Origin of the sequence: Pseudomonas sp. P5_152 (assembly GCF_033989915.1) — a bacterium.
Taxonomy (GTDB): domain Bacteria; phylum Pseudomonadota; class Gammaproteobacteria; order Pseudomonadales; family Pseudomonadaceae; genus Aquipseudomonas.
The window spans coordinates 5,221,177-5,244,837 of sequence record NZ_JASFAH010000002.1 but is presented as its reverse complement, the minus strand read 5'-3'; the positions used below and the strand labels follow the sequence as shown (position 1 = coordinate 5,244,837).

The following is a 23,661-nucleotide window of genomic DNA, read 5'->3' as shown; positions in this document are numbered from 1 at the left end:
GATTATTGTGAGCAACGCGTGCATCGCCCGCAGCACCACAGCCATTGCTGTTCTTCACAGGCACCGCTGCGCAAACGTTTGCGTAGACCGAACTATGCGAACCCTGCCGCTATTTGTCAACGACTGGCCAAGGCCTGGACACTCAAGCGGTGGTGTTGACCAATCCGCCGGACGAACCTTTGCCCAGCTCCTTGGCCAGGGCCGCCGCGGTTTGCATCAGGGCTGCGCTGGTTGAGGCAATCTGCCCTTGAATGCCCGCGACCATCGTCGCCTTGGCTTCAGGCGCCAGGTTGGACGCAGCCTGGGCAGCAGCCAACTGCTCCTGTTGCTTTTGCAACAACGCCTGCAATTCCTTCATGCGCTTTTGCAGAGCTTGCACCAGGACATTGCCACCGGACTCTGCGGAGGACGGACTTGGCTCGGCCTGCTGCCTGGAGCTGACCACTGGTTTACCAGCGCCCTCCTCCTCGACCGGCAGCACTTCGCCCGAGGCGTTTGCCAGTGCCTTGTCGGACGTCTGGACAATCACCAGGGGTTTGTCGCTGACACGAACCGTCAGGCCAGGGGTTGAACCGATTGCAATGGTCATCTGAGCTCCTTGGAAAAATGATCCTTCAAGGAACATCGGCCGGCGCAGCGTTTTCTTGAGAGTCCTTCATTGCCAGTGACGTAGGAAGATTACCCAAACTCAGTAGGACTTTTCGGACAACCGAACGCCGTTCGCAGATTTCGTCGGAATTCCGGACATGCCTCGTTACATTGCCCTCGAGGATCTATATTTAATCGTTATAAATCAATTATTTATAAGTTTATTGAGTCTTCTTCACGGCTGGTACAAATCCTGCTCTAACCCCCTACCCCCGGCATACAGATCGGCCTGGGGGAATCTAGATGAACCTGCATCAGCACCGTCATCACTATTAGAGAGAAAATAATGAAATCTGCCTTCAACACCCTTGTTCCGGGCGCCTTGGCCCTCCTGCTGCTTCTGCCGACAGCCCTGCAGGCAAAAGAAGTCGCCAACCAGCAAAAACTGGCGAATGTGGTGATCCTCGCTACCGGCGGCACCATTGCCGGCGCTGGCGCCAGTGCCGCCAACAGCGCGACCTACCAGGCCGCCAAAGTCGGGATCGAGCAACTGATCGCCGGCGTACCCGAGCTGAGCCAGGTGGCCAATGTTCGTGGTGAGCAAGTGATGCAAATCGCCTCCGAGAGCATCACCAATGAAAACCTGCTGCAACTGGGCCGCCGCGTGGCCGAGCTGGCTGACAGCAAGGACGTCGACGGCATCGTCATCACCCACGGCACCGACACCCTGGAAGAAACCGCCTACTTCCTCAACCTGGTGGAAAAAACCGACAAGCCAATCGTCGTGGTCGGCTCGATGCGCCCAGGCACTGCCATGTCGGCAGACGGCATGCTCAACCTGTACAACGCCGTCGCGGTAGCCGGCAGCAAGGACGCACGCGGCAAGGGCGTGCTGGTGACCATGAACGACGAGATCCAGTCGGGTCGTGATGTCAGCAAAATGGTCAACATCAAGACTGAAGCGTTCAAGAGCCCATGGGGCCCGCTGGGCATGGTCGTCGAAGGCAAATCCTACTGGTTCCGCCTGCCGGCCAAGCGCCACACCATGGATTCGGAATTCGATATCAAGACCATCAAGAGCCTGCCTGACGTAGAGATCGCCTACTCCTACGGCAACGTCAGCGACACCGCGTACAAGGCCCTGGCTCAATCCGGCGCCAAGGCGATCATCCACGCCGGCACCGGCAATGGCTCGGTATCTTCGCGCGTCGTGCCGTCCCTGCAAGCCCTGCGCAAGGATGGCGTGCAGATCATCCGCTCTTCCCACGTCAATGCCGGCGGTTTTGTCCTGCGTAACGCAGAGCAGCCAGACGACAAATACGACTGGGTCGTGGCGCATGACCTGAACCCGCAAAAAGCCCGGATCCTGGCCATGGTTGCCCTGACCAAGACATCCGACAGCAAAGAGCTGCAACGGATGTTCTGGGAATACTGATTGAGTGCGTGCGACCCGCCCGGGTTGCACGCTTGCCCTCCTGACTCGCCCGCCCGGGCGAGTCAGCGCCAACCCTGGCGCCAGCACTGCAAAAAAAACCTGCCGACGCACACTAAAACGCAAAACCTGTGGTCTGAGAGATCTTCTTGAATTTTAAGCAGTTGCGAAAATGCTTACAGTTAAATACTGTATGCACGTACAGCTTAATAAGGACTATCCCGTGGCCACCTCCCAAGCAAACAGCAACCCACCTGGTTCTTACGAACGCATGGGTCTACGCATTCAAAAAATCATCAATTCGCCGAACGCACAAAAAGCCAAGGCTGCACTGATCTTCCGTCTCCCCGATGAGCCGATTGATGAGTGGGAACGCCTGCTTGAGGAAATCGCCGAGAACGACAACGTCACCCTCGCCCACCGCGACGACGGTGGCGTGCAGATTTTCTGGGTAGTGCCGAAGGAAGATTGAGTCGATGATGGTTCGTTGTTTTGCTTTGCTGCTACTCCTGGTGGCGGCCAGCGCACACGCGCAGGCGCCACGTACGTTTAACGAAGCGAAAAAGATCGCCTGGACGCTCTACGCGCCGCAGTCCACCGAGTTCTACTGCGGCTGTAAGTACACCGGCAATCGGGTCGACCTCGCGGCCTGTGGCTACGTGCCACGGAAAAACGCCAACCGCGCGGCACGTATTGAATGGGAACACATAGTGCCGGCCTGGCAGATCGGCCATCTGCGCCAGTGCTGGCAGGAAGGTGGGCGGCAGAACTGTACCCGCCATGATCCGACCTACCAGCGCGCCGAGGCCGACTTGCACAACCTGGTGCCCAGCATCGGCGAGGTCAACGGCGACCGCAGCAATTTCAGTTTCGGCTGGCTGCCGGTAAAAAGCGGGCAATATGGTTCGTGCCTGACCCAGGTCGACTTCAAGGCCAAGAAGGTCATGCCGCGCCCATCCATCCGCGGCATGATCGCCCGCACCTACTTCTACATGAGCAAGCAGTACGGCTTGCGTCTGTCCAAGCAGGATCGGCAATTGTACGAGGCCTGGAACAAGACCTACCCGGTGCAAGTCTGGGAGCGCCAGCGTAACCAGAAGGTGGCTTGCGTCATGGGTCGCGCCAACGAGTTTGTCGGCCCGGTAGACATGAAGCTCTGCAGTTAAGACAAGGCCCGGGGCATAGCGCCCCGGGCCCCTGACAAGCTAGCTTCCAGCCTTGTTGTAACGCCAGTACCCCATGAGGTTGAGCATTTGCGCTCACCGACCAAATACTTGCGCACACTCATGACAGCAGCAGTTGCCCCAACTCCATCGGCGGCATCCCTTCAAAACCACCGGCTGCTCGGCAGTGAAACGCTGGTCCGATGCCCAGGTGGCCATGCCGGTCACCATGGGGCCGGCCAGCGTCACGCGCTTCAGATGCGGGCTCAGCTCCTGCTTTCGTTGCAGGACGGCGTCGAACACTGTGTAAGGGGCAGCGCGGGCCATGGGGACCTCCCTGAGGGTGATGAGTCGTTATCCCCTATAGACGGATAACGTCGCTCACCCTTTAGGCAGGCATTACTTGAGGCTGTTGTGCTCGATGACCAGGGTCTCGATGTTCTGTTTCTTCGCCTTGACCAGGGCGGCGGCCACCTGGGCCTGGCGTGACTCAGCCTCAGCCTTGGAATTGAATGGCCCTACCAGCACACGTTGTTTGCCGTCTTGCGTGACGACGTAGGAAACAAAGCTATGCTCGATCAACCACCCGGTCAGATCGCTGACAGCCTGCGGAGTCGAACCTTGCACCAACACATCCCACTGCGGTACAGCGACCTCTGCCGGACTGGCCACAACCGCCGCCTGGGGCTTCTTCGGCCCTTGCCCGGCCTGCTCACCGCACCCGGCCAGCGCCAACACCGCGATCACCCACATCAATTTGCGCACAGCTTTTCCCCCTGAATACCAAAGGCGCAGATCTTATCACTCAAAAAAGCCTCTCAACCCAAGCAAACAGGGGATAAAACAACGAGAATGATGATTGCAGCCTCTGTATAGTCGCACCCCGGGAATTAATGCAGCGTCTACGCGTCAGAAAGAAGCACCCAAACCGTGACACTTCGCACTAATCTATACGTATTACCGACATCTGCACGTGTGTCAGGTGCCCTACAAAGCTATCAAGGAGAAGATCATGCTGATACTCACCCGCAAAGTCGGTGAAAGCATAAACATCGGTGACGACATTACCATCACCATTCTGGGCGTTAGCGGCCAGCAGGTCAGAATCGGCATCAATGCCCCGAAAGACGTTGCGGTGCATCGAGAAGAAATCTACCAGCGCATCCAGGCAGGCCTGACTGCCCCGGAAAAACCGCAAACCTGAGCCTGAACAGCAATCAGTAGCCAGCCTGCTTTTTAGAGTAATGGCTGGCTAAAGATTCTGCGCCTCACCAACAACGTCGATACTAACGGGATCTCCCCAGACGACGCTGTCAGCCGATTCTCTTTTCTCCCGTCGAAACCGACGCCCGCCCAAGCCGTCAGCCGAACGTCACTGCGCGCGCCATGCCCGTGGCCGCTACCACCATCAGCACAATCAACAACGCCTCGACATGACAGATACGGGCAAACAGCGCTGTGCGCCCGACATCGATCGGAGCCTGCCGGCCCAATGCGATCCGCCATTTGATCAACGCCAGCATGGGCGCAATTTCCAGCAGCAAAATGATGATGAACAAACTCATTTTCAGATGGAACAACGGCTGATGCAGATAGTAGTCCGTGCCCTTTTCATAGCCGCCAAAGGCCCGCAGCCCTCCCGTCAGCAACAGGACGATCGCCGAAACGCCCCAGAAGTTGTCGGCCAGCAACACGCTGCGGGCCCCGCCGCCATCGGCCGTCACTCGTCGAAAAGCCGTGGCACGGGCCAGCACCGCCCACAACGCGAGGCCATAGGCCAACAGATGAACCGCCGCAAGCAACCAGTGAACAGCCATGGGTTTGACTCCCCTTTCAGGACGGAAAAAACAGCTGCGTCAGTAGTAGTTCATCGCGTCGGACTTCGCTTGCCAGGCGCTAATCGCAGCCCGATTAAAATCAACACCAAAAATAAAATCCTCCGAACAAAACGACTTGTCCTACATTCTGAGATGGCGTAATGGAACTACGCTTGCCGGACCACCCCTGCAAGGATTTGCAACACTTGTGATCATCTACGCTGCCACCGCATTTTCCACCCTGGTTGTCATCACGCTCGGCATGGCCGCCTGTGGCTGGTACCGCCATCTGCATCATCACGAATACGAGCCGCTGCCTTCCAGCAGCGAACAGGTAAACCTTCGGTAAAAACGGTTGCCCATCGGAATTTCAGCCCACGACCTTGATCTAGTGGCAAGTTGCCGCTATTGCTTAGACTCACGTTCACGCGGGTCAGAGGAGGCGAGCATGGTTCCAAGATTTGTTGTAGTGCCGGCGATTCCTGCCCAGACCCATTCCTTGCGCACAGGCAAACGCTCCTACTGCAAGGCATCCCCCACAGGATTTAACCTCTACGACAACCGGGACAAGCTGCGCTTGCAACACACCTACCCCAGCCGCCTGGAGGCCGAGGCCGCATGCCAGCGACTCAACGCCGAACGCCTACCCCACCTGACGTCAGTGCCACTTAACTGTGACAAAGGCTGTCCGCCAAACGCCTGACCTGCTCAGTCGCAGCCTCGCGAGCCGGTAAATCCTGCGCCTCGCCCAAGATGGTTTTCTCGATAATCACTGCGTGGGAATCACTGATCCCGATAAATTGCAGCCAAGCCGCCACGTAAGGCTCCTGGAAGTCGAAGTACTGTGCCGGCGTGCTCGACTGCGACGAAAAATCCAGGCCGCGGGCGTAGACCACCACGGCCTTCTTGTTATGCAGCAAGCCATACAGGCCACGCTCGGGGTCGAACCCGAACAACAGGTCTTTCTGCGACACCAGGTCGATGAAGTGCTTGAGCTTGTAAGGGATACTGAAATTCCACAACGGCACGGACAGCACCAGCAGGTCTGCACGATGCAGCGGCTCGGCCAACGCCCTCAAGGTGCTCCAGGCGACTTGCTGCGCGGGCGTCAAGGCTGTGCCCGCGAGCCCGGCGTACTTGGCGTCCATGGCATGCTGGTCAAACTCCGGGAGTGCCATGGCCCACAGGTCGAGGGTGACGATTTCGGTGTCCGGGTGATGCTCCTGATAACGCGCGATGAAACTGCGGGCAACCTGCAGGGATGCCGAACGCTGTTTACGGGGCGAACACTCAATATGTACAAGCCTAGCCATGGATGACCTCAAGGATGGGAATCTGGAGGGCATTGCAACATAGCGCCACTTGAAATATAAATCGTAATTAATTGCTCAATTGATCACGAATACAACTATGTTCGACATCCTGCTACTCAAGACTTTTGTCACTGTGGTCGATGAAGTCGGCTTCAGCCGCGCCGCCGACAAACTGAGCCTGACCCAGTCCGCGGTCAGCGGTCATTTGCGACGCCTGGAAGAGCAGATCGGCAAACCGCTGCTCAAACGCACCACCCGCTCCCAGCAATTGACGCCCGACGGCGAACGCCTGATCGGCTATGCCCGCACGATCCTTGCGCTGAACCGGGACGCCTGGGCGGAGCTGACTCGCACGCCCTTTCACGGGCGACTGCGAATCGGGTTGTCCGAGGATTTTGTCGAGGCGCGGCTGTTGCGCACGCTGCAAGCTTTCGCCGCGCAGTACCCGGGCCTGGAAATCGACATCCAGGTGGGCATCCCCGGCACCTTGCTTAACCAGATGAAACAAGGTCATCTGGAGCTGGTGATCGGCTCGGTCTGCGAAACCGACGAACCGGGCCAACTGCTGTGGCAAGAACCCCTGGTGTGGGCAGGTCCGGCGCAGCCCGTGACCTCGCTACCCAACCCCCTGCCCCTGGCGCTCTTCCCAGAGCCGTGCCCTTATCGCGAGGTGGCGCTGACACGCCTGGCCCAGGCGGGCATCCCCCAACGTACGGCAATGTCCTGCACCAGCACTGCCGGATTGCGAGCTGCGGTGTTGGCAGGTTTTGCGCTGGCACCGATGGCGGCCAGTCAATTGGGCCAGGGGTTGGTGGCGCTGGGTGCCGAGCATGGCTTGCCGGACTTGCCTGATGCGCAGTTCCGGCTGTTTGCCGCGCCTGAAGCGGATCAACCGATAGTGGCTGCGATTTCGGCACTGATTGTCGAATATTGCGCGACGCGCAGGGAACCGTAACAGCCCAGGCTTGAGCCCTACAGGGTGATCGACGTTGCCGGATAAAACAGCGTATTGAGCACTAACAGGATCATCCAGAAACCAATCTCCAGGGTTTCGGTAATGGGCTGGATACGCTTCATCGCACCATACACATGCACCACAAACATCAGCGTGAACACCACAAACAGCATGTCAAACGCATAGCTGAAACTGGTGCCGGTAGTTGCAGAACGCAACATCGCCACTTCCACCACCAGGATGAACGCCCCCAGGCAGCGGCCAAAATAGATCGCCAGGTGCCGCTGCTCGGGAATCGTCCAACGCATCGCCCGAGCCCAGGCAATGGGCGCGATAAAGATCGGCAGGGCAAAAAACAGCGTGGTGACGATCATCAAGGTAGTGATGTAGTGCTGACTGTATTGCGCGTAGTGACCGAGCATGACCGACTCCTTTTCCTTGAGGGCAGCCTCTGCGGGCTGAAGCGCAGAATTGCAGCCACCAAGACGGGCGTCCAATGTGAAGTGGTCGCTCAAGACCAAAGAGAATGGGCTTGGGTAGAAGGGATTAGTACTGAAGTCGCTCGCTCTTGTATTCGTCTGCCTCTCCCGGTATTGATCAGTATCAACCCAATGCAGGAAGCAGGCAGTGATCACCATTCGAGAAGCCACCAGGGAAGACATCCACGTACTTCGCAACCTCGGTATCGAGACGTACCGAGAGCACTTTTCTGACCTGTGGACCGCCGCAGGAATGCAGCACTTCCTCAACGAGGACTTCTCAATCTGCGAACTTGAGAAATCCATCGAAGCATCCACCCACCACAACTGGCTCCTGGTATTCGACGAGGAAGGCCGAGCCATAGGCTTTTCAAAGGTCAACTGGTCCAGAGCGATCCCCGTGTCTGGCGAGATTGGCGCTGAACTGCAGAAAATTTACTTCCTCAAGTCTCAGGCGGGCAAAGGCTACGGCAAACAGCTTCTGCAGTTCATTCAGCAGTCAGCAAAAACCCGCAAGGAAAGCGCCCTATGGCTGGATGTGCTGAAGTCCAACAGCCATGCCCAGCGTTTTTATGAAAGTTGCGGATTTCAGGCACTGGGCGAAATTCCCTTCCGTACTGACAAGGCTGACATCGGGATGGTCGTGATGCGCTGCGCGCTTTATCAGTCGGAATGACTAGCTGGCATTAATCACAGACAACAAAAAAGGGCCCACCTTTCGGTGAGCCCTTCTAGACCGCCCAGCAGAGCGGATTTTGTTTGGTAGGCGCGATTGGACTCGAACCAACGACCCCCACCATGTCAAGGTGAACCTTAAACAGGTATAACTTATTGATCTACAAGGAAAAATAGATGATTGTCGCAAGTTACAAAACACCCACATGGTCCTATAAGAATCAATAACTTAGCGTTGTATATTCCTACAGTAGTACTCCCGCCCCAGCGCCCTGCCGAACGACCACCACTTCCAATCTCCCTACTGCGCCGATAACCCCACGGAGGAGGATAAATTCAGACCTGCTCCCCTCCGCACTGTACAAGATCATCGAAAACCAGCTCGCTTCCTAAGAAACCAGGAACGGTTCATATTGGCTAGGTAGAGCCTATATGACCGAGGCCAACCTCACCTTGATCGAATCCGCCAATTGCAAGAGTCACCAGACAATCCCGCACAATAAAATATGGCTCGAGCCCGTATGGGCCTGCTTGCGGTCCCTCCCGGTAGCGTGGCATTTACAGTTCATGAAGATGTGCGCAGCTGACCGGCAATCGTTCGCCGCAGCGGTTGTCAGGATTTCTGAAACGATAGCAGCGCCTGTTCTAGCTCACCAATTGCAGCTTCGATCCTGGCCACAGCCTCCTCCAACTGCTCAAATGTCGCCTGCGGGTCCAGGCACACGGCCTCCAGGCGCTGACAGCATTCGACTAACAACTCACCCTTGACCACCCGCGCAGCACCTTTGATGCGATGCGCTCGCTCATTCAGCTTTTCGACATCACGCTCCTCAAGCAATGCGTTCAAGGTCTGGCAGTCTTTGCGATTGTTATGGATCAGTTCGTCGAGGATCTGCCGGAATTTCACCGGTTCACTGCTGATCAACAGTTCCAGAGGCCCCAGGTCGAGCAGTTTTTTGTGTTCAGATGGTGCAATCAATTGCCCTTGCGGGCGATGCTCAAGCGGTACTGGGTCAAATTCCGCCTCTGGCCCAAGGGCTAGCAGGCGGGCGTCCAGTTCATCCAGGCCGAGCGGCTTGATCAGGCAGTCGTTCATGCCGGCCTGGATGCACAACTCGATCTCTTCTGGCAGGGCGTCGGCAGTCAGGCCGATGATCACCGAAGCCTCTGCGCACCGCTCCCGTTCAGCCTGACGTATCGCCCGAGCGAGATCGGCCCCAGTCATCACGGGCATGTGGCAGTCGGTAATAATGATATCGAAGGGCTGCTCGTTCCAGCGCTCGTAGGCCATCTGGCCATTTTCCGCCTCGCAGACGTCATGCCCAAGAAAATCCAACTGCTCGTGCAACACCTGGCGATTAACCCGGTGGTCATCCACTATCAGTACTTGCAATCGGTGCCTTGACTTGGCCTGGATCAACGCAGGCACCTGGCGCACAGCAATGTACTCAAGGACCTGCAGGCGCATCGCCACATCAACCCGGGTGCCACGCCCCAGAGTGCTAGTCAGCTCCACTCTCCCCCCCATCATTTCGCACAACGAACGGCAGATCACCAGGCCCAAGCCCGCGCCTTCGGTCTGTTGTACATTACGTTGCGCCTGGACGAAGGGCGTGAACAAACGCTGCTGGTCGGCCGGGCTGATGCCAACGCCGGTGTCTTCGACACTGAGCTGGACATTGAGCAAGCTGGCAGGGTCCAGAAGCCCGGAAATACTGATCTTGATCGAGCCTTCTTCTGTGAACTTGATGGCATTGCTGATCAGGTTAGACAGTATCTGCTTGAACCTCAGGGCATCAATCAATACATCGCAATTGATGCTCGAATCGATGTCGAGGAACAGGTTCAGGCGCTTTTGCCTGGCCAGCCCCTCGAACACCCTGGCCACCGACTCGACCAGCTCGCGCAAATTGGCACGCTTGGGCGACAGACTCAGACGTCCCGACTCGATGCGGGCGATGTCGAGGATATCGCCGATCAGCTCCAGCAGACTCTTTGCCGAGGTATGGGCGATTTCAATGCTGGCGCGGTCGATCGGCTGGCTTTCGGCGCGTTTGAGTGCAAGCTCGAGGATGCCGATCACGGCGTTCATCGGTGTGCGAATTTCGTGACTCATGGTGGCTAGGAAACTGGTCTTGGCCCGGCTGGCGTCGTCCGCATGGGTCTTCGCCTCTTGCAACTGTTCCACTAGTTGACGGTGCTCGGTGATGTCCAGCCAGCCGCAGATCACCCCTTTGATCACGCCCTTGGAGTCATGAAAAGGTTGCACCCAGTGGTTGATCCACGCATCCCTGCCCTGCAGCACAACAGCGTGCACTGACTCGATGGTCTGGCCGTCGCGCATCGCCTGCAGGTAGTACCGATGAAAGTCCGGGTGACTCTCAAAGTTCTCTCTGGGTAACTGGCGCACAGTTTTGTTCAGCACCTGGTCGGCGCGCAGGCCGACGCTGTCAAGGTAGCTGCGGTTGCACGACAGCATGCGCCCCTTGATATCGCGCACATACAACGGTGGGGGCATGCAGTCGGTCAGTGTCTCGACAAACTGCAGTTGGTCATTGAGCATGCGTTCGGCCTTGAGCCGAGCCTTGATCTGCCGGCGTAAATAGAACACCCAGACCAGCAACAGCAACAGCAGCAACACGCCACCCGCGACAATTTCGCGGATCAATCGCTCGTAATCGACCCAGGTCTGGCCGCTCATGCCCGGTGGCGAGCGCCAGCGACTGGCAATCGCATTGATCTCATCAGGTCCCACGCTCTGCAAGACCTGGTCGATGATCGATTGCAGCTCAAATTCCCCGCGACGCATCGCAAAATTCACCGTCGCCGGTCCGACATCGAGCACCTGGTTAATGACCAGCTTGTCGCGAAACAATCGCTCAATGTAGTAGCGCGCCGCAGGCATCGACACCACGGCCGCATCGACCTTGCCTTGATAGAGCAGGTTCATTGTGTCCAGTGAGCCGCCGGCCTCTACCACTACCGCTTCGGGGTAACGCTTGCGCAGTTGCTGGATGGCGACGTGCCCGGTGGGAATCGCCACCCGCTTGTCAATCAGACTCTCGAGTTTGCCTTGCTGGTCGACACTGCTGAGTAGCACAAAGGGGCTTGAAAGAAACGGCCTGGAAAAGCGCAGGGTCTCTTCACGCTCGGGGCTTGGGGTCATCAGGGCCAGATCGGCCTCTCCCTTGCGCAGCGCTTCGATAATCTGCGGGAAACCACCACTGCGCGACACCACCTGGAAATGCAGCCCGGTACTCAGGGTTACGACTTCAAGTATGTCGGCGACGCCACCGGAAAACACCCCGCTCGAATCGAAATACGCACCGGGGGCCAAGTCGTCATTGATCACCAATCGAGCGACTGGGTGTCGTTCGATCCAGCGTAGTTGCTCGGTAGTGAGTACGAGGGGGTCTTCGCTGGGAATGAAACTGTTGCCAATCCAGCGCTTGGCAAGATTACGTAGCTGATCTTCACCGATGGCCTTGATGGCGACGTTGATAAGCCGCTGCAGACGCGTGTTGTCCAACTGCAGGGCAAAACTGTAGCCGCCTACGTCGAGGTCGCTGAAACGCTCAAATTGCAAATAGCCGTAATAGGCGCGATTGATGCGGTAATAGGCGCTGTACAGATCATCCAGATAGACATCGGCTTGACCAAAAGAGGCAGCAGCAATCGCCTTGTCATGGTCGGCATATACCCGCAAGTCGGCCCGTGGGAAACGCTGTTTCAACTCCTCGCTGTGCTCTTCGCTAACCGCCACGCGTAGGCCTGCAAGGTCAGCGGGTGAATGCCGTGGTTCAACACTGCGCTTGAACAGGGCCAGGCGGTCTCGTGCGTAGGGCACGCTGAACAGGAGATCCTGGCGCGGCTCAAGACTGCCGTGGCGGCTGATCACATCGACGCGGCCATCTTGCACGGCCTTCTCGGCGTCGCTATCGCTGGCGAACGGAACGATCTTCACTTGCAAGCCCAGCAACTGTGCAACCAGAGCTGTGGTATCAGCGCTGATGCCCTCGTATTGATGGTCTTGGGAATTGACCGAAAACGGTGCTGACTCACTAGGCGAGATACCAACCTTTAGCTCAACCTTGTGTCGCAGCCAATGCCAGTCTTCTGCGGGAATCGGCATATCCTGGCGGTCGATACGCAGTTGGCTGGACAGCACCTGCGGAGCCAGGGGTAAGGATGCAGCCACCGCCGGCGCATTGTCCAACAGTACGCTGACGGAGAAAAAGAAAAGAAATAAATACATGCGAGATCAGAGACCAAAGGTACCTAGGATAAGGGAATCGGTTGTTTGCCTACGGATCATCTAAGAGTAAAAGCGTGATGTAGGCTAGCCGAGTTGGCTGGGGCAATGATAGTTCAAAGCCGTTACGTTGATTCCGTCACATTTACTTGTTCGGTACCTATCTGCCGCTCCAGACAGAAGGCGACAAAATGATTTGCTGGCATCGGTCGGGCAAACAGGTACCCCTGGGCAATGGTGCCACCCAACTCAATCAGCCGCGCCTGCTGCTCGACAGTCTCCGCACCTTCGATAACCAGCGAGATATCAAGGGCCCGCGCCAATGCCACTGCACAACTGATAATCGCGGCACACTTGGGCTGGCTTTGCATCTTATGCACGAATGTACGATCAAGTTTGATTTGACTGAACGGAAGGTCACTGAGCCGACTCAATGAAGAGTAGCCCGCCCCAAAATCATCCATGGCAAGGCCGCAACCGAGCATGCGCAACCGCACCAGGTTTTCCAGACTACTGGCCGGAGCACTCATCAGATCCGACTCAATGATCTCGAATGTCACGCTGGCAGGCGGCACACTGGCGCGCTTGAGCAGCTCAGGTATGCGCTCGATCAACGCAGTGCACGCCAGCTGTGCGGGGTGCAAGTTGAATGCTAGGCCGATCGCTCGGCCTTGCACCGCCATCTGTTGATACAGGACCAAGCCCTGTTCAAATAGTTGCCAGAACATCCTGTCGATCAGGTTGTGCTGCTCCAGTACCGGTAAAAAATGCGCGGGAGCCAACACCCCCCACTGCGGATGCGCCCAGCGAGCAAGCACCTCGGCTCCAACTAACAGTTCCCCCTGCAGCATCATTTTAGGCTGGTAGTAAGCCTCAAATTCACCGTTGTCCAGACCACGCTGCACATCACTCAGGGTTGGCAGTTCAGCGGCTGACAGAGACTTGGGCGGCGCATTGGACCCTTCTCTGTAGCGTTTGACCAGATGGCTGAAGCCCTCTAGATTGAAGGGCTTGCCCAGATCACCGAGGAAGTTCAGCCCCAGGCAATGAATCATCGCCACCGTGGCCTGACGCAGAACCGGTTCCAGCTCGCTGCACAACACTACGGAGCGCACTTTACCGCTACTGCTCGCCTGACGCAGAAATCCCAGGCCATCCATGCCTGCCATTTTCAGGTCGCAGAGAACAATGTCCACGGCACTGCAGTTAGCTAGGACAGCAACCGCTTCATTGCCATCCGCCGCTTGTAAAATGGGGCCTGGCAGGAGTTTTTCCAGCGCAGTCACGGTAACGAGGCGCTGGAAGGGCTCATCTTCCAAGACCAAAATAGTCAAGTCTTGCATTGTTGTTCTACACGCAAAGGGGTGGTCAGTGTGTGTGCGTGTGCAGGCTAGATCCATACGAAATTTCCCACGCCACCCGCAGAAAACTCTGAAATTTGGGTATGGGAAATCAAGACTCCGCTCAATACCGTCAACGGTGTTAATCTTTCACAGCCAATGTAGTCCTGCCCCAAGACAATCTAGAAAAAAGGTTGAATCAAACTATGCATAGCGTACTGATCGTCGATGATCATCCGGTGATTCGACTTGCCGTCAGGGTCCTGATGGAGAAACACGGTATGCGCGTGGTCGGCGAAGCCGACAATGGCCTCGACGCCGTTCAGTTGGTTCAAGAGTTGAACCCGCAGGTGGTCATTCTGGATATTGGCATCCCCAAACTTGATGGCTTCACTGTTATCAGCCGTATCAAGGCGCTTAAAGTGCGTAGTGAAATTCTGGTGCTGACATCTCAAACCGCTGAAGCCATCTGCCGCCGTTGCATCCAGCTAGGTGCCCGTGGATTCATCAATAAAGAAGAAGACCTGGGCAGCCTGGTTACTGCGATCAAGGCTGTAGAGTTGGGGTACAATTTCTTCCCCCCATTGACATCCGACAGTGTCAACTCGGCCGAACAACTGACTGAGCGTGAACAGATACGCTCACTGACTGATCGGGAATTCACAGTATTGCAGTATCTGGCCCAGGGATACTCCAACAAGGAAATTGGTGAAAAACTTTATCTCAGCAACAAGACTGTCAGCACCTATAAAATCCGCTTACTGCATAAACTCGGCGCTACTTCGCTCGTAGAGCTTGCCGAGCTCGCAAAGCGTAACGCATTGATCCCTTAATCGCAGGACATCCCCAGCCCTTCGTAGTTAACACCCTACTGACCAACCCCCCTCTTAGTCTATAGGGTAGCTTTGAAGGTACAGCGCCCCCCCCCAAGTAGCTCGAGCCTATGAATCAGCAAGAACATGCTGATCGCGACATACAGACTGATAACCACCAGATGAGCATGGCCAAGGCAACGCCCTGATCACGAAGTACGCTACCACCCTCATTCACTTTACCCATCACTCAACGCTGATCGCCTCGTGTTTCTTTGCCCAAAACCGAGCAGAAACCGTTGAGCACCTAGGTCTGTATTAGATCAGCAGTACCCGTCACTACCGCTCGTGGGAACTGTGGAAAACTCCATTTGTGTTGCTTCACAATTTTAATTGTGAACGCTTTGCTCGTCAGAAATTTCCTACTCACTATAAGAAATTTCAGCAGGAACTTTGGGAAGTCGGCTATGTGATTCACTAATCGGAAACCCTATAGTTGATGTGTGAACTCGCTCCACACCAGAGCTAATGGTTCACTCATAACAACCCTTCAAAATAGATGAGCAAATCGATGAAAGCTAGCAAACTTCTTCTTGCCCTTGGTATCGCGGGAACCCTTATCAGCGCCGCCCATGCTGCGCCTACAAATACTGTTTCAAAAAAAATCACCTTGACCGCGCAAATTAACGACGCATTGTATGTCTCCAAGCCTGATGGCTCAACTTGGTACAGCACTGAAGAGCTGGAACCAACAAATTACACACAGTCCGAGTTCAAAAAGACTCTGCCGGTCCGAGTATTCAGCAAGAATAGTGAGTTCAACGTCAGCCTTGGCCAGCAACTTAAAATGTCCAACGGCAACTACGAAATGGTCTCGCCAACAGTAACCTTCGGCAGCGCTGCAGGTGACAAGGCTGTAACTTTCGGCGCTCAGCAAAAAATCACACAAAGCACCAAAGTCGGTTCAGATTATGACGAGGTCCACGACCTCAATATCAGTGTGACCGCTCCGACAAAGGTTGGCACGAATAGCACCAACGGTAGTTACAGTGGTGACCTAGTAATGATCTTTGAACCAGTTGCAGCTTCTGGGGGTTAACCTAGTAGCTTTACTTGATCACACTAGCCTCGACTTACCTCGAGGCTTCTTGATGGCGAAATATAAGAAATCTTAGTATGCCCGCCTTTAAAGCTCGATGCTTATTTAGCAGATTTCTGCTAACTACACTACTTGTGGCTTCATCTCCAGCTTTCGCGAAAGTCAAATTTTCATATGGCGTGCCTGAAGGCTTTAGCGAGGCAGAAATGGAACAAGGCGCCAGCTATGTTGGCATTTACAACGGCAGAACTCTTCCTGGAGTAATCACTTACGAGCCATTAAAAAAATCGCTAGTATTCGACGAATATAAATACGAGCAAAATGGAATCTCAAATGAAACGATTCGAAACGTTTCTGCAACGCTAAACAAGTTAGATTACAGCCGCTGCGTAGGTGGATGTGATCTAAAACTCGATGACCACTATATAACCATCGACAAAGTCAAACGCTCAATCAGCATTCGCGATTCATTAAATGATTATCTTGTACCCGACACAGATTGGGGCGTGGTTAATAACCAAACCGTAGATCTACGCGCTTCTTCAGAAGGCTATCGCGCCACAAACATCAGTGGTAATACATGGCTCGGCATGCCTGCGCGCACGTTCGGCTATATGAGTTGGTATGGCGGACACCAGAGCTCGAAAAATTACAGCAGCAACAACTACGACATTTCTACTTTCTATTTACAAAAAAATTTAACCAGCACTTACTTGCGAGCCGGCAAACAGAACAGCATCGACTACACTTCTGGTTCTGTAAACACTCTACTATCTCCCAGCTTTGACAAATTTGTCACCTTTGGGAGTCAAAACCATTTACAGGCCGATCGCAGCGCGAAATCTCTGGTGCTTTACTCCACCGCCGAGGGCAACTATGAGTTTTACCGAAATGGGCGATTGATTCTAAAACGGCCCGCCGCTCTTGGACGCAACGAAATTAGCGAAGCCGATCTCCCCGGCGGTTATTACTCTATGGACGTGCGACTGGTAGATCGAAACGGTAATTTGATTAGCCAGATAACTCAAGAGATCAACAACCTTAACTTTGCGGGCGGCGGAGAGAATTCATGGCACTTGACCGCTGGTGAAAACTTGGACGCGGGCGGACATCTGCTGGAAGGTGGGGTAAGCCGCAACCTGCGACAACTTTTCTTGAATGCCTCTGTCATCAGCGGAAGCGGTGGGCGAATGGCGAGTGAAGTGAACGTCACTCGCCCTGGGCAGATAGGAAAGACGGTATACACCCCAACTGTCGGTTTGCTGAGCGGTGAGCAGTCCACTGGTGGTTACGCAAGTTTTTCTCTAAGCCATCAGAAACTAGGCAATCTCATGGCCAGTCGGTACCAGAACAATAACATATCGCACTTTTACAGAAGTTCGCCTAGTTCGAGTCTTAGCTACAGTCAAAATTTCAGGGGCACCACACTCGCATACAACTATCAAAAATATAGAAGCGGAGAATCACAACAACTCGAGACACGCTGGAACTATCGCCCGAATGGGCTCTGGTCGACCTTCTCTGTAGGTATACAAAAAGGTGGATATCAGCAAAACGGTAACGATTATGGCATTTACGTGAATACTTCCTGGACTTTAGACCGATCACAAGCCACCTTCAGCGCTACCCATTCAGGTGGGCAAACGCACTTAAGTGGAGATTACCGAAAAGACTATCAGGACACTTATGGAACGACAACTGCTGGAGTTACCGCCAATCACATTGATGACCGAAACAGTTTCAACCTCTATGGCGCTCGTTCGGGGACACGAGGTGAAACGTCTATCAATTTGGGACACGACAACCAGGCCAGTAATGCCGACTTTAACTATCGAGGGATGGTCGCGGCTAATACACAAGGTATAGCGATGGGCCGTTATAGCGATAGTGGATCTGCTATGTTACTCAAGACCCCGGAGGTTGCTAATACTCAATATGGTTTTTCCGTCGAAGGCTACCCTGTAGGCGGTAATAGCACCTACGCGGTCCCCCTCAATAGCTACCGTGACGTACCATTCGCTCGCGTACTTAGCGATAGCTCAGATATGGACATGAACATTGAGGTGCCTTCCAACATTATTCGCTCGCACCCCGGACAAGTTTACAATAGTGAGGCGAACGTAAACATTAGCATGATCTACAGCGGATTTTTGGTTGATTCCGCTGGATCACCCATCAGTGGAAACATTGAGGAAACAGGGGACACAGTACATCCCAATGGCTTGTTCTCCATCTTCAGTAAATCCGTGCTTGATAAGATCAACGTCACACAACTAGGACGGCGATATGTGTGCGATCTTAAGCAAGTTAGCGACAGTTATTACCACTGCCTTTAAACGTAATCACAGCAGGGTCATCCACTATGAAATCCCGACTCGCATTATTCTTTATATTTAACATTCACTGGTTTATTTCAACCACTGCCTCCGCCGAAGGCGAACTAATGGTTATGCCCGCCAGCACTAAACTGTTCAACAGCCATGAACAGAAAATCAGCCTCCGTAACATGGGAGACAGCACACTGTACCTGTCCGTGAGCGTGCAAAAAGTCATGAACCCCGGTCAAGTCCCGGAGGAAAAAGTGTCACTAGGTGAATTACCACATCCTGGTCTGATCGCCACTCCTGAAAAGTTAACACTAGGACCAAACCAGAGTAGAGTAGTAACTCTTAAGTCTCTTGGCGAGCCTGAACAGGAAGCACTGTACCGACTCTATGTTGTTCCGGTCCGTTCGATAAAAATCGAAGAAGCTCCGGATGATAAAATTACTGCACCTATGTCCGTATCTATCGGCTATGGAGTGCTCGTCCGCCATATGCCCGCACCGTCAAAACAGCATTCCTCTTGGACATACCGTTGCGAGAATGCCGGTCTTACGCTCGTTAACAATGGTAATGTGCGTCAAATATTGAGTGAGCTGTCTAACTCCTCAGGCACACCAAAGCAGACCATTGCACTGTTCCCAGGAACACCACAACACTTCGTCGACTCGCAATTAAAATTCCAAGTTGATGGGCAACCCCAGACACTAACATGTCCTTGAATAGCCTACGAGCCTTGAGGGCTTTGGTATTGCTTAGTATATTTTGCGTTGGCACGGCGAATGCTGCTGGACTTATTAAGCTATCTCATACTGAGTTATACATTGAGCCAGGCCGCCCGACTAGCGATCTGATTGTGGAAAACATCGGTGATACACCACTCTTCCTAAACATCGAGCAATCTTTATTAAGCAATCCCGGCGATGTTAAAGAGATTCTCACCCCAATCGAAAAAGTTGAAAAGCCTAGTCTATTGGTTGTCCCAAATCGCTTGATCCTTGGGCCCAGCCAAAAATACAAAATGCATCTAAAAATTCTTGACCAGAACGATAAAAACCAAATATGGAGAGTGACTTTTCGCCCACGGGAGCGCATTTCCCTCGCCGCAGAGGCTAATAAAACGAGATCGCCGCCACTATTGGTAAAAATCGGATACGGCGTGGTTATTTATCAAAAACCCAAACACAACTAGAGTGATACAAGGTAAATCCACTCGTCGTTAGGACAGTGTTTACTCAAACATCACGCGAAAAACACCCAAACACACTAGCCCTGGGTAACTGCTATGCATCTTCACTTCTTGGCAAGACTATCTCTCGTCTTTGCCTTTTTTAACAACGTAGCCTTTTCTGCAACTATAGTGAATGGCGATACCAGCAGCAATATTACTGCACACATTACCCAAGCTGACAACCTAACGGTTACCGATGACAAGGGGGGATGGTTCGATCGAGGACTTGAACTCCAACAACTCGGGGGATGGGATACACCTTTCGCAGTGGGAGCTCGGTTACGAATATTGTCAAGTAGCGGCACATTCCAAGTGCGCTTAGATGAACCTTTACGCATTCAGAACACTAATGACCCGTCACAAGTCTTTATTGATCCCGAGATCAAATTTGGCAATGAGGGTGATTTAAGCGTTCCTCTACTGGTGGGAAAAAACTCGTCGTTTCAAAACCCAGTGGCGGAACCTGGTGACGACTCCATTGGCTATTACGACCTGTCCATTACAGCAATGCCGCCAGAAGGCGACTTCAAAACTACTACTGGCACTTACAGTGGAGTGCTTTCTTTAATTTTTGAGCCCGTGGTACGCATTCCATGAAACTCCCCTCAAGCCATTCTATTTATTTAGCTTCAATTATTTGCATAGCAGAACTCCTCAGTATCTCCAACGCGGAGGCAATGATTGATTTACTACCGAAAGAAATCGAGATATCGAATACCCCCGTCACCGCCAGAATCATTAACAATAGCGAGCGTGCGGAATACGTGACGATTTCTTTATTTAGGCTCACTAATCCTGGCGCTCCACTTCAGGATGAGAAACTTGAGCCTGTAAGTTTAATGCCCTCCCCGGCGCTTTATGCATTTCCCTTTCAAATAAGCTTAGCTCCCGGACAGAGCAAAAATATTACGCTAAAGCCCGTGCATTCCGTTCAGAAAGAAACAGTATATAGACTTGAGGTCAAGCCGATACTCAGAATTAAGAATACCGGCCTGGAAAAGGCAGCCGGCATCATCGTCAACCTTAGTTTCAGTGGATTGGTACGTCAATTACCAGTCAAAAAAAATGATGGCATTGAAATTATGTGCACTGCCACTGGAGCGACACTTACAGCTAGCGGCACCCTCCGGCACCGGGTAGAAGATCTGATAATCGATGGAAATCTGATACCTCCCTTCAACGTCTACCCAAACTTCCCCCATAGCGTGCCTGGAAATTCGGTAGGTTTGTCTAAACAACTTCCTTGCCTCTCTCGACCGTTATGAACACCTTCTCCAACTATAAACAGCTGTAAATTCTATCTAGCATAGTGTATAGAACACAAAAAACTTCAATGAAGAACAACCAGACACAACAACTCTCAACCTACACCACACACCACCACACTAGAATGGAAGCACACATGAAGACGTCATGCAACAAAACATCGAAAACAATCAAAAGCTTACTACTTATTGCCACCGCACTAACATCAACCAACACACTCGCACTCAAACTAAACCTCGCTGACGTTAGTAGCGGTTACAGCAACTGCGAGGTCCGCCAATCAAGTCTCGATGCAACTTTTTACACCACTATCAAATACAACCATGCGAAAGGACGCACAGGTCCGCACAGATTTGTCTCCCGCGCATTATTAGTGTACCTCTACGATGCCAATGGTAATCCTAACAACGTCCTAGTAAAGCGAGTTTCACTCAACGATGTTCCAACCAACGGTGGAGACGCTGGTGACTATAAAATTTACTACAATTTATCTAACGTTTTCCCTTGGATGGACGAAGAGGCCGTCATTGCACGTGCAGCGGTTACAGTCGAGAAGTCAAAATTAGCCCAATGGCCTGCGATCAGTATCCGCGCAGGAAACTACACAACCAGCGATGACGTAGGTGACACCACGGGCTCGGCCTACATATCATTAAATGGGAACAACAGTAATTGCAAACTTATCACCGACCCTACACTGCCACCACCTCCCGAAAAGGACATTAGTATATCTGTCACTGCGCCAGACTGGGATCTTGGAGAGTTACCAGTTGGTGAAAATATCAAAACCTTCACTGACACCAAAGATCAATTATGCTTCCACTACCAACCAGACGCAGTTTCTTCTGAGTACTTCGTTATCGACGCGGATAACAAGAACGGCACGGCCAACAATCACTACGTGTTGCGCAACGTTACTGATTCGTCACAAACAATACCCTATCGCCTTACGTTAAACGACGGACGAAACACTCCACTGTTGCTACCCAATACCGGAAACGAACAATTGAAACTTGACAGCAGCGGCCGCACTTGCTTCTCACCCACATTTAGAACTTCCGTCATAAAAACAACAAAAAAAGGGGACTACACCGACGTACTTAACTTTACCATAAAAACACGATCATAAACTATTCCTCCGCGCCAACCAAGCTCGTAGAGATAATGAGATTTACTTATCACTCGCTTAGCTTGTAAGCCATACAAATTTTACCGACAAACCTGATGCGACATTCACTATGGTACAAACAATAAAAAAACTTAGGTTTACGTAGTGCCTCCGTTGCACGAGTCGATTGATTTGACCCTGCCAGGCATTCTCAGATGGCTTCCCCTAACTTCAACCTCGTACCTTTCGACGGGAAGTTACTACCTGACAGGCGATGCTCTCATGTCTATTGGAGAAGTCATAGAAAAGGAGATTTAAATGCCGGAAAAAACCGAGCGTCTTACGATACTGATCGATCATCAAACTAAAATAAAGCTGGATGCTCTTGCTGAGTCGTCTGACCTTACCATGTCACAAATTCTAAGGAGATTAATAAAACTCCACTTGAATCAGCTAGACGACTCAAGTGCATTACCCCAAAAAGCAGATGAAGGAAAATCACCTACAACCTCCACGGAATGAAAACTACAGACATAACATTGATGTACAAACAATTGGAGATTTCGCTTTGAAAAGCTGGCACAGCATTGTCGGAATTTTGCTAATCACTACACTTACGCTACTGAGTTCCGCCCCCACGGAAATCTGGCTGACTTCAGCGACTTTGAGTTTAATATTCGGTGCTACAGCGTTGATTTGCATGGCAACCTCCTGCATATTGGCGAGCCGCTGGCGTATTATCGAGGACTTGTTTGGTGGGCTCGACCGAATCTACCATTCGCATAAATGGCTGGGGATATGGGCCCTGATATTCGCCACATATCACTTTGTGGTTAAGGCCAACCTAGACACATGGAACAGTGCACCTATTCTGGAATTACCCAAGTCCTGGACACGACGGGTACGCCAATTTAGTTACGTTGGCTTGGGTATAGGCGGTGGTGGTAAGAAATGTCCGGCCCACGTTTTCTATTAGTAATTCTTCACTGGTTGAGCTTTAAGTCGCCTATCACTCTATCGAGTCCTTCGGGCATTTGGTTAATCCTGACCTGTGGTTTCGGGGTGGCGGCAGCAGTCTACAAAACTGCGCTCTATCCATTTGTTGCGCGAGCAGAATACATAGTCACTGCGGTTAACCGCGAAAAAGACGCGCTACATCTGACTCTGGCACCAGTACATAATGGGTTTTCATTCAAAGCCGGGCATTTCGCTTTTCTTGCGATAAGGCAAAAAGGCCTGCGTGAGCCTCACCCGCTCACGATTTCCAGCGCCCATGCGGTAAATTGGCAGATCGAATTTCTGATCAGGGCTCTGGGTGACTACACCCAAAGACTGCGCGATCAGGTCAAAATTGGTATGCACGCAGATATATACGCCCCTTATGGACGCTTCAAACGGCAGCCCCAAGCCGAAAGGGAAATCTGGATTGGGGCAGGTGTGGGTATTTCACCTTTTATTTCCTGGTTACAAGACACAAATGCTCAGGACTTCGACAAGGTCACCTTGATCTATTTCTTCAATCCTTCTCGGGCCTTTCCTTCTGCCGGAAAGTTACGAGCTATGGCTGAGATGCGAAACGTACGATTTGTAGGGAATGTTGGTGACATTGGTCACCTGGCCGAAACATTACGCGAGGCAGTTACCTGGACCGAGCCTCAACAGATCCAGATCAGCTTTTGTGGGCCTAACGGGTTACTGATTCAGGTTCGAGAACTGATGCGTGACAACCTGATTCCGCAAGCCAACCTACACATAGAACTCTTTGAGCTCCGGTGAGGTGACGCGTCGACGTTTGATAAGTCACTCCAAG

At 53.0% G+C, this 23,661-nt stretch carries 27 protein-coding genes; 18 read left to right on the top strand and 9 right to left on the bottom strand.

The genetic code is table 11. The features are described from left to right. Positions 1-142: 142 nt before the first annotated feature. Complete coding sequence (locus tag QMK50_RS24035) at positions 143-589, bottom strand: hypothetical protein (RefSeq protein WP_095169256.1); 447 nt, start codon at positions 587-589, stop codon at positions 143-145. Positions 590-934: 345 nt separating this feature from the next. Between QMK50_RS24035 and QMK50_RS24030 the strand changes: the two genes are divergently transcribed. The 3 genes from QMK50_RS24030 (at position 935) to QMK50_RS24020 (ending at position 3,186) form a co-directional block, all read left to right on the top strand. Further along, a complete protein-coding gene (locus tag QMK50_RS24030) occupies positions 935-2,023 on the top strand; it encodes an asparaginase (protein WP_095169257.1) in 1,089 nt (362 codons plus the stop codon). A gap of 190 nt (positions 2,024-2,213) precedes the next feature. Further along, positions 2,214-2,492, top strand: coding sequence for a DUF1654 domain-containing protein (locus QMK50_RS24025; protein ID WP_320334549.1), 279 nt, complete (start codon positions 2,214-2,216; stop codon positions 2,490-2,492). A 4-nt stretch (positions 2,493-2,496) separates the two neighbouring features. Further along, on the top strand, positions 2,497-3,186 hold the full coding sequence (locus QMK50_RS24020) for an endonuclease (protein WP_095169259.1): 690 nt from the start codon (positions 2,497-2,499) through the stop codon (positions 3,184-3,186). A gap of 93 nt (positions 3,187-3,279) precedes the next feature. Here QMK50_RS24020 and QMK50_RS24015 read toward each other — a convergent pair whose 3' ends face one another. Further along, positions 3,280-3,510: a hypothetical protein gene (locus QMK50_RS24015; RefSeq protein WP_320334149.1), complete on the bottom strand. Its 231-nt coding sequence runs from the start codon at positions 3,508-3,510 to the stop codon at positions 3,280-3,282. A 72-nt stretch (positions 3,511-3,582) separates the two neighbouring features. Continuing rightward, a complete protein-coding gene (locus tag QMK50_RS24010) occupies positions 3,583-3,948 on the bottom strand; it encodes an SPOR domain-containing protein (protein ID WP_159994788.1) in 366 nt (121 codons plus the stop codon). Between the two features lie 247 nt (positions 3,949-4,195). On the opposite strand from QMK50_RS24010, the gene csrA reads away from it, so the two are divergent. After that, positions 4,196-4,387, top strand: coding sequence for a carbon storage regulator CsrA (csrA, locus tag QMK50_RS24005; protein ID WP_008057174.1), 192 nt, complete (start codon positions 4,196-4,198; stop codon positions 4,385-4,387). A gap of 157 nt (positions 4,388-4,544) precedes the next feature. Here the strand turns inward: csrA and QMK50_RS24000 are convergent, their stop codons facing one another. Next, a complete protein-coding gene (locus QMK50_RS24000; RefSeq protein ID WP_159994786.1) occupies positions 4,545-5,000 on the bottom strand; it encodes a DUF2214 family protein in 456 nt (151 codons plus the stop codon). Positions 5,001-5,208: 208 nt separating this feature from the next. Here QMK50_RS24000 and QMK50_RS23995 point away from each other — a divergent pair, with 208 nt between their 5' ends. Beyond that, positions 5,209-5,349, top strand: a complete 141-nt coding sequence (locus QMK50_RS23995; protein WP_159987304.1) for a hypothetical protein — start codon at positions 5,209-5,211, stop codon at positions 5,347-5,349. Positions 5,350-5,668: 319 nt separating this feature from the next. Here the strand turns inward: QMK50_RS23995 and QMK50_RS23990 are convergent, their stop codons facing one another. After that, a complete protein-coding gene (locus QMK50_RS23990; RefSeq protein WP_159994784.1) occupies positions 5,669-6,313 on the bottom strand; it encodes an FMN-dependent NADH-azoreductase in 645 nt (214 codons plus the stop codon). 97 nt (positions 6,314-6,410) lie between these two features. Between QMK50_RS23990 and QMK50_RS23985 the strand changes: the two genes are divergently transcribed. Continuing rightward, positions 6,411-7,268, top strand: coding sequence for a LysR substrate-binding domain-containing protein (locus QMK50_RS23985; RefSeq protein ID WP_320334148.1), 858 nt, complete (start codon positions 6,411-6,413; stop codon positions 7,266-7,268). A gap of 17 nt (positions 7,269-7,285) precedes the next feature. Here QMK50_RS23985 and QMK50_RS23980 read toward each other — a convergent pair whose 3' ends face one another. Further along, on the bottom strand, positions 7,286-7,690 hold the full coding sequence (locus tag QMK50_RS23980; protein WP_320334147.1) for a hypothetical protein: 405 nt from the start codon (positions 7,688-7,690) through the stop codon (positions 7,286-7,288). Positions 7,691-7,895: 205 nt separating this feature from the next. Here QMK50_RS23980 and QMK50_RS23975 point away from each other — a divergent pair, with 205 nt between their 5' ends. After that, positions 7,896-8,423 carry an N-acetyltransferase gene (locus QMK50_RS23975; RefSeq protein ID WP_320334146.1) on the top strand — a complete coding sequence of 176 codons (528 nt, stop codon included), beginning with the start codon at positions 7,896-7,898 and terminating at the stop codon, positions 8,421-8,423. A gap of 612 nt (positions 8,424-9,035) precedes the next feature. On the opposite strand, the gene QMK50_RS23970 is transcribed toward QMK50_RS23975, so the two are convergent. Together QMK50_RS23970 and QMK50_RS23965 are read right to left on the bottom strand one after the other, a co-directional pair. Beyond that, positions 9,036-12,677: a transporter substrate-binding domain-containing protein gene (locus QMK50_RS23970; protein ID WP_413787308.1), complete on the bottom strand. Its 3,642-nt coding sequence runs from the start codon at positions 12,675-12,677 to the stop codon at positions 9,036-9,038. A 122-nt stretch (positions 12,678-12,799) separates the two neighbouring features. After that, positions 12,800-14,017, bottom strand: coding sequence for an EAL domain-containing response regulator (locus tag QMK50_RS23965; RefSeq protein WP_320334145.1), 1,218 nt, complete (start codon positions 14,015-14,017; stop codon positions 12,800-12,802). A gap of 203 nt (positions 14,018-14,220) precedes the next feature. On the opposite strand from QMK50_RS23965, the gene QMK50_RS23960 reads away from it, so the two are divergent. The 9 genes from QMK50_RS23960 to QMK50_RS23920 all read left to right on the top strand — a co-directional run bounded on the left by QMK50_RS23960 (position 14,221) and on the right by QMK50_RS23920 (position 22,373). Then, entirely contained in the window at positions 14,221-14,847 is a 627-nt protein-coding gene (locus QMK50_RS23960; RefSeq protein ID WP_320334144.1) for a response regulator transcription factor, read from the top strand. A gap of 550 nt (positions 14,848-15,397) precedes the next feature. Beyond that, on the top strand, positions 15,398-15,925 hold the full coding sequence (locus QMK50_RS23955; RefSeq protein WP_320334143.1) for a CS1 type fimbrial major subunit: 528 nt from the start codon (positions 15,398-15,400) through the stop codon (positions 15,923-15,925). Positions 15,926-16,002: 77 nt separating this feature from the next. Beyond that, positions 16,003-18,261, top strand: a complete 2,259-nt coding sequence (locus tag QMK50_RS23950; protein WP_320334142.1) for a TcfC E-set like domain-containing protein — start codon at positions 16,003-16,005, stop codon at positions 18,259-18,261. 26 nt (positions 18,262-18,287) lie between these two features. Next, positions 18,288-18,968 (top strand): hypothetical protein, encoded by a 681-nt coding sequence (locus QMK50_RS23945; protein ID WP_320334141.1) that lies wholly within the window; start codon positions 18,288-18,290, stop codon positions 18,966-18,968. After that, the gene (locus tag QMK50_RS23940) at positions 18,959-19,438 is read left to right on the top strand and encodes a hypothetical protein (RefSeq protein ID WP_320334140.1); all 480 of its coding nucleotides are present in this window, start codon (positions 18,959-18,961) and stop codon (positions 19,436-19,438) included. Before QMK50_RS23945 ends, QMK50_RS23940 begins: the two co-directional genes overlap by 10 nt. A gap of 93 nt (positions 19,439-19,531) precedes the next feature. Continuing rightward, complete coding sequence (locus QMK50_RS23935; protein ID WP_320334139.1) at positions 19,532-20,074, top strand: hypothetical protein; 543 nt, start codon at positions 19,532-19,534, stop codon at positions 20,072-20,074. After that, positions 20,071-20,742 carry a hypothetical protein gene (locus QMK50_RS23930; RefSeq protein ID WP_320334138.1) on the top strand — a complete coding sequence of 224 codons (672 nt, stop codon included), beginning with the start codon at positions 20,071-20,073 and terminating at the stop codon, positions 20,740-20,742. Before QMK50_RS23935 ends, QMK50_RS23930 begins: the two co-directional genes overlap by 4 nt. 137 nt (positions 20,743-20,879) lie before the next feature. After that, positions 20,880-21,872 carry a hypothetical protein gene (locus tag QMK50_RS23925; RefSeq protein WP_320334137.1) on the top strand — a complete coding sequence of 331 codons (993 nt, stop codon included), beginning with the start codon at positions 20,880-20,882 and terminating at the stop codon, positions 21,870-21,872. 297 nt (positions 21,873-22,169) lie between these two features. After that, a complete protein-coding gene (locus tag QMK50_RS23920) occupies positions 22,170-22,373 on the top strand; it encodes a ribbon-helix-helix protein, CopG family (protein WP_320334136.1) in 204 nt (67 codons plus the stop codon). A 3-nt stretch (positions 22,374-22,376) separates the two neighbouring features. On the opposite strand, the gene QMK50_RS23915 is transcribed toward QMK50_RS23920, so the two are convergent. Further along, entirely contained in the window at positions 22,377-22,553 is a 177-nt protein-coding gene (locus QMK50_RS23915; protein ID WP_320334562.1) for a hypothetical protein, read from the bottom strand. On the opposite strand from QMK50_RS23915, the gene QMK50_RS23910 reads away from it, so the two are divergent. Continuing rightward, positions 22,552-22,827: a ferric reductase-like transmembrane domain-containing protein gene (locus tag QMK50_RS23910; protein WP_320334547.1), complete on the top strand. Its 276-nt coding sequence runs from the start codon at positions 22,552-22,554 to the stop codon at positions 22,825-22,827. The two genes, QMK50_RS23915 and QMK50_RS23910, sit on opposite strands and share 2 nt — an antisense overlap. Next, positions 22,803-23,627 (top strand): FAD-binding oxidoreductase, encoded by an 825-nt coding sequence (locus QMK50_RS23905; protein ID WP_320334135.1) that lies wholly within the window; start codon positions 22,803-22,805, stop codon positions 23,625-23,627. Before QMK50_RS23910 ends, QMK50_RS23905 begins: the two co-directional genes overlap by 25 nt. Positions 23,628-23,661: the final 34 nt, after the last annotated feature.